Here is a 14,097-nt window from a genome sequence, read left to right as displayed (position 1 = left end):
ATAACCCCACCACTGCGCGTCCCACCCACCCCATGGCGCATACCCCGGTCATCCCGGCAGGCTGGGGGCATGAACACGTCGCCACCGCCGCCCACCTCCGGCTTCACCGGCCGCACCGCGCCCCCGCCCGCCCCGCTGCCCCCGCCGCGGTTCGGGTACGACAGGGTCACGTGGAAGGAGATCGGGTACCTTCTGCTGAACCTCCCGATGGCGATCATCGGCTTCGTCTACGCCGTCACCGCCCTGACCCTCGGCGCCGGGCTGTCCGTCACGGTGATCGGGCTGCCGCTGCTCGCCGCGGGCCTGGCCGGCTGCCGGGCGCTGGGCCGGCTGGAACGCAGCCGGGCCAGGGACCTGATCGGCGTGGACGTGGACGAGCCGCGCCCGCTGCACCGCGGCAGCGGGGACTTCCTGCCCTGGCTGTGGGCCGCGCTGAAGGACCCGGTGTCCTGGCGGCACGCGCTGTATCTGACGGTCAGGCTGCCGTGGGGCATCTTCACCTTCACCGTGACGCTCGCCGGCCTGTTCGTGGCCTGGCCGGTGCTGCCGTTCGCGGTCCGCGCGATGACCCGGTTGGACGGGGCGATGGTGCGCGGGCTGCTCCAGCCGTCGTACGAGCTGGAGGCGCGGATCGCCGAGCTGGAGTCGGACCGCGGGGTGGTGGTGGACACCGCCGCCGCCGACCTGCGGCGGATCGAGCGCGACCTGCACGACGGGGCCCAGGCGCGGCTGGTGGCGCTGGCGATGGGTCTCGGCCTGGCGAAGGAGAAGCTGCTGGAGGACCCGGAGGCGGCGGCGAAGATGGTCGGCGAGGCGCACGGCGAGGTGAAGGTCGCCCTCCAGGAGCTGCGCGACCTGGCCCGCGGCATCCACCCGGCGATCCTCACCGACCGCGGCCTGGACGCGGCGCTGTCGTCGATCGCGTCCCGCTGCACGGTGCCGGTCGCGGTGACCGTCGACCTGCGGGCCCGGCCGGCCGAGGCGATCGAGGGGATCGCGTACTTCACGGTCTCCGAGCTGCTGCAGAACGTCAGCAAGCACAGCCGGGCCCGCAACGCCTCGGTGGACCTGTGGCGCACCGAGAACCGGCTGATGATCCAGGTGCGGGACGACGGCGAGGGCGGCGCCGACGTGTCGTCCGGCTCCGGGCTCGCGGGGCTCGCCGAGCGGCTGGGGTCGGTGGACGGGCTGTTCGTGGTCAGCTCGCCGCCCGGCGGGCCGACCTCGGTCACCGCCGAACTGCCCTGGCGGGACCGGGAGTTCCGCAAGACGCCGGGCGGCGCGGGGCGCGGCGGCCGGTAGCGGCGGCCATCCTGGTCCGGACCCGGTTGGTAGGGGTATCCCCACCTCCAAGACGCCGATCCGCACCATGGGTTCGGGGCCGCCGCCCGACCAGGCTGTAGGTATGACGAGCAGTGCAGAAAGGACGGTCCCGACCATGGCTTACGGCTTCCCCCCCGAGGGGCCCGCGCAGGGGCAACGGCCCGAGGGGCGCGCGCACCGGCTGCCCGCGCCGTTGCGAGCGCCGTTCGAGGCCAGGACCTGGCGCGAGTTCGGCCACCAGCTGCTGAACCTGCCGATGGGGATCATCGGCTTCGTGTGGGCCGTCACCATGCTGACGCTGGGCGCCGGCCTGCTGATCACGTTCATCGGCCTGCCGGTGCTGGTGCTCGCGCTCGGCGGCTGCCGGGCGATCGGGCGGGTGGAACGGGCCAGGGCGCGTTCCCTGCTGTGGATGGAGATCGACGAGCCGGGGCCGGTGCGCACCAGGGGCCGCGGGGCCTTCCCGTGGCTCGGCGGCCAGCTCGGCAGCGGCGTCAACTGGCGGCACGCGGTCTACTGCCTGGTGCACTTCCCGTGGGCGGTCTTCTCCTTCTGCGTGTCGCTGACCTTCATGGTCTACGGCTGGGGCTTCCTGACCTACCCGCTGTGGCAGTGGGTGTTCCCCACCTTCACCAACCGCAACGGCATCCAGATCTACGGCGACGCGGACGGCCGGCACGGCTGGTGGCTGCACACCCCGCTCGACCTCACGCTGTGCGTGGCGACCGGGCTGATCTTCGTGCTCGTCACGCCGTGGGTGATCAGGGCGATGGCGCACGTGGACCGGATGCTCGTCGCCGGGCTGCTCGGGCCGTCCCGGCTGGACGACCGGGTCACCGAGCTCGAGTCCGACCGCGGGGTCGTGGTGGACACCGCGGCGGCCGACCTGCGGCGGATCGAACGCGACCTGCACGACGGCGCGCAGGCGCGGCTGGTGGCGCTGGCGATGGACCTGGGCATGGCGAAGGAGAAGCTGCTCGACGACCCGGCGGTCGGCGCGCAGATGGTGGAGGAGGCGCACGGCGAGGTGAAGGTGGCGCTTCAGGAGTTGCGGGATCTGGCGAGGGGGATCCACCCGGCGATCCTCACCGACCGGGGGCTCGGGCCGGCGCTGTCCGCGGTGGCCGCGAGGTGCACGGTGCCGGTGGCGGTGACGGTGGAACTGCCGGCGCGGCCGGTGCCGGCGATCGAGGGGATCGCCTACTTCACGGTGTCGGAGCTTTTGCAGAACATCAGCAAGCACAGTGGCGCTTCGCGCGGGGCTGTGGATGTGTGGCGCGCGGACGATCGGCTGATGGTCCACGTGACCGACAACGGACGCGGTGGCGCCTCCGGCGCGGGTGGGTCCGGCCTGGCCGGCCTGGCCGAACGCCTCGACTCCGTGGACGGCGTCCTGGCCGTCGACTCCCCGCCCGGCGGCCCCACCCGCATCACCGCCGAACTGCCCTGGCGGGCCTGACCCCCGGCCAGCATGCGCCCTGCAGCGGCGCGGCCGAAAAAAAGCCTCACTCTCCGATCGCCAGGAGCGATTTGCCCCGGCTGCGGCCCGCCTCAAGGGCCTCGTGGAGCTCGCGCGCGCCGCTCAGGGGGCGCTCCGCTGTCACGTCGAGCCGGATCGCACCTGAAGCGAGTAGCGAAAGAGCGGCCAGGGCGTGGGCGCGCAGCGTGCGGGGGGCGCGGCGGGCGAGGTCGGCGATGTGGTAGCCGCTGAGCGTGCGGTTGCTCTTCCAGAACGGGAGCACCGGGAGCGTCAGGTCGGGGTGCCGGGCGGCCTCGCCGTAGACGACCAGGCGGCCGAACGGGGCCAGCAGGGGCAGGCCGGTCAGCCGGGTGGCGCCGCCGACCGGGTCGAGGATGACGTCGAGGTCGCGCAGCCGCTCGGTGAAGTTCTCCCGGGAGTGGATCGCGTCGTAGCCGAACCGCTTGGCGTACGCGGCCTTCTCCGCCGACCCCACCGTGCCGTAGACCGCCGCCGCACCGAGTGCGCGGGCGATCTGCGCGGCCACCGACCCGACCCCGCCCGCCGCCGCGTGAATGAGCACGGTGTCGCCGGCCGCGAGCCGCCCCGCCCCGGCGAGCACCCCGTACGCGGTGGTCAGCACCAGCCCGGCGCCGCCGCCGTCCCGCAGCGAGATCCCGTCGAGCGGGAACGCGAACTCGGCGCGGGCGACGGCGTATTCGGCGTAGCCGCCGCCGTCGGGCAGGTAGGCGGCGACCGGGTCGCCGACGGACAGCCCGGTGACGCCGGTGCCGAGCGCGGTGATCTCGCCCGACGCCTCGAGGCCGGGCACGGTGACGCCGTCGGGTGGGCCGAAGTCGCCGAGCCGGTGCTGCACCTCGCCGTAGTTGACGCCCGCGTACGCGACCCGGATCAGCACCTCGCCGGGCCCCGGCTCGGGTACCGGCAGCTCCACCGGCCGCAGGACTTCAGGACCGCCGATGACGTCGAATCCGACCGCGCGCACACGCTCTCCTATCCCCTCGTCCCCGCCGGTTCGGCGGGAACCGCTCCACACGTCCCGGCCCCGTGCCCGGAGCAAGGGCGCAACCTTGCCCAGCAGAACCGTATTCCCCATTACCCTCCCGATGCTGGGATGCTGTGACAGTCAACGGCAGCCGACGACAGCCGACGACGGTCATGCGGGTTGCGGGACGCGGGAAAACGGTGGAGGAAGCGTGCGGGTGGTCATCGCCGAGGATTCGGTACTGCTCCGGGAGGGCCTGACCCGGCTGCTGACCGACCGGGGCCATGACGTGGTCGCCGGGGTCGGCGACGCCGTGGCGCTGATCAAGGTGGTCGGGGAGCTGGCCGCCGAGGGCGCGCTGCCCGACGTGGTGGTGGCCGACGTCCGGATGCCCCCCACCCACACCGACGAGGGCGTGCGGGCCGCGGTGCAGCTGCGCCGGGACCACCCGAGCGTCGGGGTGCTGGTGCTGTCGCAGTACGTGGAGGAGCAGTACGCCACCGAGCTGCTGGCCGGCAGCAGCCGCGGGGTGGGCTATCTGCTCAAGGACCGGGTGGCCGAGGTCCGCGAGTTCGTGGACGCGGTGGTGCGGGTCGCCGAGGGCGGCACCGCGCTGGACCCGGAGGTGGTCGCCCAGCTGCTGGGCCGCAGCCGCAAGCAGGACGTGCTGGCCGGGCTGACCCCCAGGGAGCGCGAGGTGCTCGGCCTGATGGCGGAGGGCCGGACGAACTCCGCGGTGGCCAAGCAGCTCGTGGTGAGCGACGGAGCCGTCGAGAAGCACGTCAGCAACATCTTCCTGAAGCTGGGCCTGGCGCCGAGTGACGGAGATCACCGTCGGGTGCTGGCGGTACTGACCTACCTGAACTCGTAACACCCTGCGCGGCGGGAACTCGCCTTCCACCATGCGGGACTAACCGGGAAGGCGACCCTTACCGACGTACGATGAGCCCTGAGCCGCCGCGTCGAGGGAGGTCCGTTTCAGTGACCAGTCAGGTCAGCAACCCCATCACCGCGGGACATCAAGCCGTCATCGGAGATGTCCTCGGCGTTCAGCGCGCACCGGGCAAGGAGACCAAACGGCTGGACCGGGTGATCATCCGGTTCGCCGGCGACTCCGGCGACGGCATGCAGCTCACCGGTGACCGCTTCACCTCCGAGACCGCGTCCTTCGGCAACGATCTCTCCACGCTGCCGAACTTCCCGGCCGAGATCAGGGCGCCCGCAGGCACCCTGCCGGGCGTCTCCTCGTTCCAGCTGCACTTCGCCGACCACGACATCCTCACCCCCGGCGACTCGCCGAACGTGCTGGTGGCGATGAACCCGGCGGCGCTGAAGGCGAACATCGGCGACCTGCCGCGCGGCGCGGAGATCATCGTCAACACCGACGAGTTCACCAAGCGGGCGATGGCCAAGGTGGGCTATCCGGCCAATCCGCTCGAAGACGGCTCCCTCGAGGCGTACGCGGTGCATCCGGTGCCGCTGACCTCGATGACCATCGAGGCGCTCAAGGAGAGCGGTCTCGCCCGCAAGGACGCGGAGCGGGCGAAGAACATGTTCGCGCTCGGCCTGCTGTCCTGGATGTACCACCGGCCGACCGACAGCACCGAGGCGTTCCTGCGCAAGAAGTTCGCGAAGAAGCCGGAGATCGCCGAGGCCAACATCATCGCCTACCGGGCGGGCTGGAACTTCGGCGAGACCACCGAGGACTTCGCGGTCAGCTACGAGGTGGCCCCCGCGGCCGGCGCCTTCCCGGCCGGCACCTACCGCAACATCTCGGGCAACCTGGCGCTGTCGTACGGCCTGATCGCGGCCGGCAACCGGTCCGGGCTGCCGCTGTTCCTCGGCTCGTACCCGATCACCCCGGCCTCGGACATCCTGCACGAGCTGAGCCGGCACAAGAACTTCGGCGTGCGGACCTTCCAGGCCGAGGACGAGATCGGTGCGATCGGCGCCGCGCTCGGCGCGGCCTTCGGCGGGTCGCTGGCGCTCACCACGACCTCGGGGCCCGGTGTGGCGCTGAAGTCGGAGACCATCGGCCTGGCCGTCAGCCTGGAGCTGCCGCTGCTGGTGATCGACATCCAGCGCGGCGGCCCGTCCACCGGGCTGCCCACCAAGACCGAGCAGTCCGACCTCCTCCAGGCGATGTACGGGCGCAACGGCGAGGCCCCGGTGCCGGTGGTGGCGCCGTCCACGCCCGGCGACTGCTTCGACGCGGCGCTGGAGGCGGCCCGGATCGCGCTCACCTACCGGACCCCGGTGCTGCTGCTCTCCGACGGCTACCTGGCCAACGGCTCGGAGCCGTGGCGGATCCCGGAGCCGGCCGAACTGCCCGACCTGCGGGTGGAGTTCGCCACCGGCCCGAACCACACGGCCGATGACGGCACCGAGTCCTTCCACCCGTACCAGCGCGACCCGGAGACGCTGGCCCGCCCCTGGGCGGTGCCCGGCACGGCCGGCCTCGAACACCGCATCGGCGGCATCGAGAAGCAGGACGGCACCGGCAACATCAGCTACGACCCGGCCAACCACGACTTCATGGTCCGCACTCGGCAGGCCAAGATCGACGGCATCACGGTGCCCGACGTCGTCGTGGACGACCCGGGCGGCGAGGCCAGGACGCTGGTGCTCGGCTGGGGTTCGACCTACGGGCCGATCACCGCGGCCGTGCGGCGGGTGCGGCGCGAGGGCGGCAGCGTCGCCCAGGCGCACCTGCGGCACCTGAACCCGTTTCCCGCCAATCTCGGTGAGGTGCTCGCCGCGTACGACCGGGTGATCGTCCCCGAGATGAACCTCGGCCAGCTCGCGCACCTGCTGCGGGCCAGGTACCTGGTGGACGCCCGGTCGTACACGCAGGTCACCGGACTGCCGTTCAAGGCGGAGCAGCTCGCGCAGGCCATCGTGGCGGAGAGCGAGATCGAGGACGCGACGACGGGCGCGGCCACCGGCCCGGAGGAGAGTGCACATGTCTGAGGCGCTGGCACTTGTGCCCAAGGCCGAGGCCAAGCAGAGCATGAAGGACTTCAAGTCCGACCAGGAGGTGCGCTGGTGCCCGGGCTGCGGTGACTACGCGGTGCTGGCCGCCGTCCAGTCCTTCATGCCGGAGCTCGGCCTGGCCAAGGAGAACGTGGTGTTCGTGTCGGGCATCGGGTGCTCCTCCCGGTTCCCGTACTACATGAACACCTACGGCATGCACTCCATCCACGGCCGCGCCCCGGCCATCGCGACCGGGCTGGCCACCTCGCGGCGGGACCTGAGCGTGTGGGTGGTCACCGGTGACGGCGACGCGCTGTCCATCGGCGGCAACCACCTGATCCACGCGCTGCGGCGGAACGTCAACCTGAAGATCCTGCTGTTCAACAACCGGATCTACGGGCTGACCAAGGGCCAGTACAGCCCCACCTCCGAGGTCGGCAAGATCACCAAGTCCACCCCGATGGGCTCGCTCGACGCGCCCTTCAACCCGGTCTCGCTGGCGATCGGCGCCGAGGCGTCCTTCGTGGCCCGCACGGTGGACTCCGACCGCAAGCACCTCCAGGGCGTGCTGCGGGCGGCGGCGCAGCACCCGGGCACCGCGCTGGTGGAGATCTACCAGAACTGCAACATCTTCAACGACGGCGCCTTCGAGGTGCTGAAGGACAAGGACCAGGCGCTGGAGGCGGTGATCCGGCTTGAGCACGGCGAGCCGATCCGGTTCGGCACCCCGGCCGAGGACGGCCTCGGCAGCAAGGGCGTCATCCGCGACCCGGCGACCGGTGACCTCCGGGTGATCGACGTGACGGTCGAGGGCAGCGAGTCGGTGCTGGTGCACGACGCCCACGCGGCCTCGCCGACCACGGCCTTCGCGCTGTCCCGGCTGGCCGACCCCGACACCCTGCACCAGACGCCGATCGGCGTGCTGCGCGACGTTCAGCGGCCGGTGTACGACACGCTGATGGCCGACCAGCTGGAGGAGGCCGTGCAGCGGCAGGGCCAGGGCGACCTGTCCGCGCTGCTGCACGGCAACGACAACTGGACGGTGGTCGGCTGACCCCCGGTCGGTAGCCGCCCTTCCGGCTTCTGCTCGCCGCGATGCCCGGCCCGGTGCAGGTCACCGGCCGGGCATCGTCGCGTCCGGGCGCCGTATCGTCCGGGCGCCGTCACGCCCGGGCGCCGTCGCGTCCGCCGCCGGGGCCTGGCCGGCATGTGATTCGCTTCACATTCGGCGGCTGTCACGCCTGCCGCCGCCCGCTTGTCCCCTGGGTGTCACCGGCCCGCACGGCTCGGCATGGTCCCGCGGGGGTGGCGCGAGCGAAGGAGCGAGTGATGGACAAGACCGACAGGAAGCATGTCGTCATCCTCGGCGGCGGGTACACCGGCCTGCTGTGCGCGATCCTGCTTTCCCGCAAGGCCAGAAGGACCGGCGCCGTGATCACCCTGGTCAACCCGGCGGAGCGGTTCAGCGAGCGGCTGCGGTCGCACCAGATCGCCGTCGGCCAGGAACTGGCCGACTGCCGTATCCCGGCGATGCTGGACGGCACCGGCGTGCGCTTCGTCCAGGGCCGGGCGGTCGCGGTGGACCCCGCCGGGCGCCGGGTCCTGGTGCAGGGCGTCAAGGGCAACACCGAGTACGACTACGACAACCTCGTCTACGCGCTCGGCAGCACCGCCGACACCTCCGCCGTGCCGGGCGCCGAGCAGCACGCCTGGACGCTGGACGACCCGCGGCGCGCGCACGAGATGGCCGGCCGGCTGGCCGAGCTGGCCGCCACCGGCGGCAACGTGGTGGTCTGCGGGGCCGGCCTGACCGGCGTCGAGGCGGCGGCGGAGATCGCCGAGAGCCACCCGGCGCTGCGGGTGACGCTGGTCAGCCGCGAGCAGCCGGGGGCGCTGATGGGCGGCAAGGCCCGGGCGTACCTGCACCGTTCGCTCGACCGGCTCGGCGTGGCGGTGCGGTCCGGGGTCGAGATCGCCGAGGTGCTGCCGGAGAAGGTACGGCTGGCCGGCGGCGAGCTGCTGGCCGCCGACCTGTGCCTGTGGACCGCCGGGGTGCGGGTGGCGCCGCTGGCGGCCGAGTCCGGGATCGCGACCGACGCGCGCGGGCAGGTCCTGGTGGACGGGGCGCTGCGCTCGGTCTCGCACCCGGAGGTGTACGCGATCGGCGACGCCGCCGCCGTCCGGCAGCCGTGGGGGGTGCTGCACGGCACCTGCCAGTCCGGGATGCCGACCGCGGAGCACGCCGCCGACACGATCGCGCGGGAGCTGCGCGGCCGGCCGGCCGAGCCGTTCAGGTTCGGCTACGTGCACCAGCCGGTGTGCATCGGCCGGCGGGACGCGGTGATCCAGTTCACCCGGGCCGACGACACCCCGCGCCGGGCGTATCTGACCGGCCGGCTCGCCGTCACCTACAAGAACGTGGTCAGCGGCAGCCCGATCCCGGTCTACCGGATCAGCAAGCGGGTCGCCGTCAGCATCGCGCTGTTCCGGGGCGGCCGGGCGACCCGCGGGGCGACCACCGCGGCCCCGCAGCTCGCGACGCCTTGCCCGGAGGGGCGGGGTGCTGCCAGCATGATCAGGTGAGCGAACCGGCATCGGGGCCCGGCACAGCGGCGGAGCCGTCCAGCGGGACCGACCCTTCCACCGACGGGCCCGGGCCCTCCCCGGACGACCCCGCCGCCGCCCCGTCCGACCCGCCCCCGGAGGCGTCCGACCCCTTCACCGAGCACCGGCGGCTGCTGTTCGGCACCGCCTACCGGATGCTGGGCAGCGTCACCGACGCCGAGGACGTGCTCCAGGACGCCTGGCTGGCCTGGCACCAGGCGGACCGCGGCAACGTCACGCACCCGAAGGCGTACCTGGTGCGGGTGGTGACCAACCTGTCGCTGAACCGGCTGACCTCGGCGCGGGCGGTGCGCGAGAAGTACGTCGGGCCGTGGCTGCCCGAGCCGCTGCTGACCTCGCCCGACGTGGCCGAGGACCTGGAGCGGGCCGACACCGTCTCCACCGCGCTGCTGGTGGTGCTGGAGACGCTGACGCCGGTGGAGCGGGCGGTCTTCGTGCTGCGGGAGGCGTTCGGCTACGCGCACGCCGAGATCGCCGGGATCCTGGAGCGCCCTGAGCCGACCGTCCGGCAGATCGCGCACCGCGCGCACCGGCACGTGGCCGAGCGCAGGCCGCGGTTCGACACCGACCGGGAGCAGCGCGAGCAGGTCACCGCGCGCTTCCTGGCGGCCTGCGCCGGGGGCGACCTGAACGCGGTGATGAGCCTGCTCGCGCCCGACGTCACCTGCTGGGCCGACGGCGGCGGCAAGGTCACCGCGTCCCGCCGCCCGCTGTACGGCGGCGACCACGTGGCGCGCTGGCTGCTCGGCGTGATGGCCAAGCCCTCGGTGTCCGGCGCGGGGATGGAGCCGGTGGTGATCAACGGCGAGCTGAGCCTGCTGATCACCATGGGCGGCCACCGGATCGGCGCGCTGACCTACGACCTGGCCGGCGGCCGGGTGGCCAACCTCCGGGTCCAGGTGAACCCGGACAAGCTCAGGGGGCTGGCCGCCGACCGCTGATGACCTCCTCTCGCCGACCCGGGGACCGCGACTCGGTCCCCGGCCGGACTCGGGCTCGCACCACAGTGCGCTTTCTATTAGTTAGCGCTAACTGTATGGTGGGTGTCAGGCACCGCTTCGGGGTGCCGGGCAGCGTTTTCCGGACAGAGAGAAGCATTCCGTCATGAGCATCGTCATCACCGGAGCCACCGGCCAGCTCGGCCGCCTCGTCATCGAAGACCTGCTGGCCCGCGGGGTCGCGGCGGGCGACATCGTCGCGGTGGCGCGGGACCGGGAACGGGCCGCCGACCTGACCGGCCGCGGGGTGGAGCTGCGGGTGGCGGACTACGAGCGGCCTGAGACGCTGAAGGACGTCTTCGGGGCCGGCGACCGGGTGCTGCTGATCTCCGGCAACGAGGCCGGCCGCCGCGAGGAGCAGCACAAGGCGGTGGTGGACGCGGCGGCCGGGGCGGGCGCGGCCCTGCTGGCGTACACCGGGATCCTCGGCGGCCCCGACGCCGACTTCACGCTGGCCGACGAGCACAAGGCCACCGAGCGGAACATCCTCGCCTCGGGGCTGCCGTACGTCTTCCTGCGCAACGGCTGGTACACCGAGAACTACACCGCCGCCCTGGGCCCGGCCCTGGAGCACGGCGCCGTGGTCAACAACGTCACCGACGGGCGGGTCGCGTCGGCCGCCCGTGCCGACTACGCCGCCGCTGCCGCCGCCGTGCTGACCGGCGAGGGACACGAGAACACGGCGTACGAGCTGAGCGGCGACACCGCGTGGAGCTTCCCCGAGTACGCGGCCGTGATCACCGAGCTGAGCGGCAAGGACGTGGCACACAAGACCGTGCCGGCCGCGGCGTACCGCGAGATCCTGCTCGGCGCCGGGCTGCCGGAGGTCATGGCGGACATCCTGGTGGACGTGGACGCCGCGATCGACCGCGGCAGGCTGGCCGGCACCAGTGGTGACCTGGCGCGGCTGATCGGGCGGCCCACGACGCCGCTGCGCGAGACGGTGGCGGCGGCGCTCGCGAGCTGAGGCCCACCGGCGGTGCCGGGCCCGCGGCCGACGGCCCGCGGACGGTGCCCCGGGCCCGCGGGCTCACGGCCCGCGCGTGGCGACGCGGCCTCGTCCACCCGCCGCGACCGCCGTCCGGAAGGCCGTCCCGGAGGCGGAGCCCACCCTGTCATGACCGTAGTGTGAAACACCCATGACAGGGTGGCCCCGCACCCGCTACCGTCGCCTTGCCGCGCGCTTCCGCGCCCGGCGCGGGGAGGCGGGATGAACGAGCAGCGCGCGGGACTCGTGTACGGCTTCGTGGCCTACGGCATCTGGGGCGCGCTGCCGCTGTTCTGGCCGCTGCTCGAACCCGCGGGAGCGATGGAGATCCTGGCCCACCGGATGGTGTGGTCGCTCGCGGTGGTGGCACTCGTCCTGCTCGCGCTGCGCCGCTGGGCCTGGGTGGCCGAACTCCTGCGGCAGCCGCGGAAGCTGGGCATGGTCGTGGTCGCCGCAGCCGCTGTGTCGGTGAACTGGGGCCTGTACATCTGGGCCGTCAACTCCGGCCACGTGGTGGAGGCCTCGCTCGGCTACTTCATCAACCCGCTGGTCACGATCGCCCTCGGCGTGCTGGTGCTGCACGAGCGGCTGCGCCCGGTGCAGTGGGCGGCGGTCGGCATCGGCGCGCTCGCGGTGGCGGTGCTCACCGTCGGGTACGGGCGGCTGCCGTGGATCGCGCTCACGCTGGCCTTCAGCTTCGGCCTCTACGGCCTGGTGAAGAAGAAGCTGGCGATGGGCGGCCTGGAGTCGCTGGCCGCCGAGACCTCCGTGCAGTTCCTGCCCGCGCTCGGCTTCCTGCTGGTGCTCGGCGGCCGCGGCCACGCCACCTTCGGCCAGCACGGCGCCGGCCACGCCCTGCTGCTCGCCTCCTGCGGCCTGGTCACCGCGATACCGCTGACCTGCTTCGGGATGGCCGCCACCCGGCTGCCGCTGACGACCATGGGCCTGATGCAGTACCTCGCGCCGGTCCTCCAGTTCCTGATCGGTCTGCTGTACTTCCACGAGGACATGCCCGCGGAGCGCTGGGCCGGCTTCGCCCTGGTCTGGGGCGCGCTGGCGCTGCTGGTCTGGGACGCGCTGCGGACGGCTCGGCGGGCCGCGGTGGCCCGCGCCGGGGCTGGGCCGAACGGGCGGGCGGCCGCCGCCGACCGGGTGATCAGGGCGCCGTCGCGCTAGCGGGTCGACGGCGATCGTCCACAGTCGAGAGGTATCCGTCCGGTCGTCCCCGCGCGAGGAGAACCAGCCGTGCGCCTGCCCGCAGCCAGAACCGCCCGTGTGCTGGCGGTCGCCGCCACGGCCGCCCTGACGATCCCGCTGGCCGCCGGGACCGCGTCCGCGGCCGGCTCCGCCTATGGTCAGTGGAGCCCGGGCGCGCTGACCGTGCCGGTGCCCGGCTTCCCCGCCGCGACCTTCACCACCGACGGGACCGGGGTGTCGATGCCGAGCGGCAACTCCGCGTTCCTGGGCGACTCGACGCCCTTCGGCGCCGCCTACGGCAGCTCGCGCGGGCACAACTACCTCTCGCTGGGCGCGGCCCCCGGCGGCGGCCCGTCGAGCACGACGGTCACCTTCGACTCCCCCACCCGGCCCGGCTGGGGCTTCGCGCTGGGCGATGTGGACGCCGACACCGTGCAGGTCACGGCGACCGGCCCCGGCGGGGTGCGGCTGACGGCCGACCAGCTCGGCTGGCAGTCCCCGTTCAACTACTGCGACGCCTCGCCGCGGCCGTCGTCCTGCACCGGCGGGCCGTTCACCGACCTGCCGTCCTGGGACGCCGGCAGCTCCACGCTGGTCGGCGGCGGCTCCGACACCAGCGGGGCGGCCGGCTGGTTCCGGCCGACGGTGCCGGTGGTCTCGCTGTCGCTGCGGTTCACCGTGCAGACCGGCAGCCCGGTCTACCAGGTGTGGCTGGCCGCGCCCACCGCGAAGATCTCCGGCCGGGTCACCTCCGGCTGCGGCCTGCCGCCCGGCACCACGCTGGAGCTGCGGAACACCGACGGGACCCCGGTGCAGGGCGAGTCGGGCGGCCCGCTGACCACGACGGCCGGCGCCGACGGCTCGTACTCCTTCCCCGGTGTCGCCTCCGGCGGCTACCGGGTGGCCCTGCGGGTGCCGGCCGGCTACACGGCGAGCGGGCCGGCCAGCCGCGCGGCGAACCCGGCGGGCGACGACGTGACGGGGGTGGACTTCCGGCTGGCCTGCCGGCCGGTCGAGCAGCCGCCGGTCGACGTGCCGGCGGGCGGCGGGGCGGTGAAGATCCCGGTGGTGTCCGGCACCGACCCCGACCAGCCCGTCGATGTCACCGAGCCGCCGGAACACGGCACGGTGGTGCTGCGGGGCGACGAGTTCTCCTACCTGCCGGAGAAGGGCTACGCGGGGACGGACAGCTTCATCTACCGGGCCACCCTCAAGGACGGGCACACCGAGCTGGTGAAGGTCTCCTTGAAGGTGGCCCCCAAGGCGCAGCCGGCGCCCCCGGCCGGCCGCCCGACCCATCCCGCGCCTCCCGCGCACCCGGCGCCTCCCGCGCCGCAGCACACCGGCCCGCAGCTGGCCGCGACCGGCACCAGCACCGACGGGCTGCTGCTGGCGGCCGGCCTGATCGGCGTGGGCGCCGTCACGACCGCCGCCTCCCGGGCCGCCGCCCGGCGCCGCCGCTGAGGGGCGCGCTGGTCACCACCGATGAGCGGGCCGCACCAGGCATCTTCGTCACGCGCGGCCCGCT

11 protein-coding genes are annotated in these 14,097 nt (G+C 73.4%); 10 read left to right on the top strand and 1 reads right to left on the bottom strand.

Features of this window, described 5'->3' with window-relative positions; all coding sequences use genetic code 11:
- Positions 1 to 69: 69 nt before the first annotated feature.
- Entirely contained in the window at positions 70 to 1,302 is a 1,233-nt protein-coding gene (locus ACQPW6_RS24020) for a sensor histidine kinase (RefSeq protein ID WP_433891744.1), read from the top strand.
- Positions 1,303 to 1,438: 136 nt separating this feature from the next.
- Positions 1,439 to 2,782 carry a sensor histidine kinase gene (locus tag ACQPW6_RS24015; RefSeq protein WP_433891743.1) on the top strand — a complete coding sequence of 448 codons (1,344 nt, stop codon included), beginning with the start codon at positions 1,439 to 1,441 and terminating at the stop codon, positions 2,780 to 2,782.
- Between the two features lie 46 nt (positions 2,783 to 2,828).
- Here ACQPW6_RS24015 and ACQPW6_RS24010 read toward each other — a convergent pair whose 3' ends face one another.
- Complete coding sequence (locus ACQPW6_RS24010) at positions 2,829 to 3,788, bottom strand: quinone oxidoreductase family protein (RefSeq protein WP_433891742.1); 960 nt, start codon at positions 3,786 to 3,788, stop codon at positions 2,829 to 2,831.
- A 211-nt stretch (positions 3,789 to 3,999) separates the two neighbouring features.
- Here ACQPW6_RS24010 and ACQPW6_RS24005 point away from each other — a divergent pair, with 211 nt between their 5' ends.
- The 8 genes from ACQPW6_RS24005 to ACQPW6_RS23970 all read left to right on the top strand — a co-directional run bounded on the left by ACQPW6_RS24005 (position 4,000) and on the right by ACQPW6_RS23970 (position 14,033).
- Entirely contained in the window at positions 4,000 to 4,659 is a 660-nt protein-coding gene (locus ACQPW6_RS24005; protein ID WP_433891741.1) for a response regulator, read from the top strand.
- 110 nt (positions 4,660 to 4,769) lie between these two features.
- Complete coding sequence (locus tag ACQPW6_RS24000) at positions 4,770 to 6,758, top strand: 2-oxoacid:acceptor oxidoreductase subunit alpha (protein WP_433891740.1); 1,989 nt, start codon at positions 4,770 to 4,772, stop codon at positions 6,756 to 6,758.
- Positions 6,751 to 7,815 carry a 2-oxoacid:ferredoxin oxidoreductase subunit beta gene (locus ACQPW6_RS23995; RefSeq protein ID WP_433891739.1) on the top strand — a complete coding sequence of 355 codons (1,065 nt, stop codon included), beginning with the start codon at positions 6,751 to 6,753 and terminating at the stop codon, positions 7,813 to 7,815. Before ACQPW6_RS24000 ends, ACQPW6_RS23995 begins: the two co-directional genes overlap by 8 nt.
- A 275-nt stretch (positions 7,816 to 8,090) precedes the next feature.
- On the top strand, positions 8,091 to 9,344 hold the full coding sequence (locus ACQPW6_RS23990; protein ID WP_433891738.1) for an NAD(P)/FAD-dependent oxidoreductase: 1,254 nt from the start codon (positions 8,091 to 8,093) through the stop codon (positions 9,342 to 9,344).
- Complete coding sequence (locus ACQPW6_RS23985; protein WP_433891737.1) at positions 9,341 to 10,327, top strand: RNA polymerase sigma-70 factor; 987 nt, start codon at positions 9,341 to 9,343, stop codon at positions 10,325 to 10,327. Before ACQPW6_RS23990 ends, ACQPW6_RS23985 begins: the two co-directional genes overlap by 4 nt.
- 163 nt (positions 10,328 to 10,490) lie before the next feature.
- Positions 10,491 to 11,351 carry an NAD(P)H-binding protein gene (locus ACQPW6_RS23980; protein ID WP_433891736.1) on the top strand — a complete coding sequence of 287 codons (861 nt, stop codon included), beginning with the start codon at positions 10,491 to 10,493 and terminating at the stop codon, positions 11,349 to 11,351.
- Between the two features lie 243 nt (positions 11,352 to 11,594).
- Entirely contained in the window at positions 11,595 to 12,548 is a 954-nt protein-coding gene (gene rarD, locus ACQPW6_RS23975) for an EamA family transporter RarD (protein WP_433891735.1), read from the top strand.
- Between the two features lie 69 nt (positions 12,549 to 12,617).
- On the top strand, positions 12,618 to 14,033 hold the full coding sequence (locus ACQPW6_RS23970) for an Ig-like domain-containing protein (protein WP_433891734.1): 1,416 nt from the start codon (positions 12,618 to 12,620) through the stop codon (positions 14,031 to 14,033).
- Positions 14,034 to 14,097: the final 64 nt, after the last annotated feature.

This window comes from Streptomyces sp. CA-111067, assembly GCF_050956065.1.
Classification (GTDB): domain Bacteria; phylum Actinomycetota; class Actinomycetes; order Streptomycetales; family Streptomycetaceae; genus Actinacidiphila.
Note: the sequence above shows the minus strand (reverse complement) of the source record. Positions and strands in the feature narration are given on the sequence as shown.

Coding starts and splice junctions, on each gene's coding strand:
- ACQPW6_RS24015 (WP_433891743.1), top strand. CDS start 1,439: ATGGCTTACGGCTTCCCCCCCGAGGGGCCCGCGCAGGGGCAACGGCCC.
- rarD (WP_433891735.1), top strand. CDS start 11,595: ATGAACGAGCAGCGCGCGGGACTCGTGTACGGCTTCGTGGCCTACGGC.
- ACQPW6_RS23980 (WP_433891736.1), top strand. CDS start 10,491: ATGAGCATCGTCATCACCGGAGCCACCGGCCAGCTCGGCCGCCTCGTC.
- ACQPW6_RS23990 (WP_433891738.1), top strand. CDS start 8,091: ATGGACAAGACCGACAGGAAGCATGTCGTCATCCTCGGCGGCGGGTAC.
- ACQPW6_RS24020 (WP_433891744.1), top strand. CDS start 70: ATGAACACGTCGCCACCGCCGCCCACCTCCGGCTTCACCGGCCGCACC.
- ACQPW6_RS23995 (WP_433891739.1), top strand. CDS start 6,751: ATGTCTGAGGCGCTGGCACTTGTGCCCAAGGCCGAGGCCAAGCAGAGC.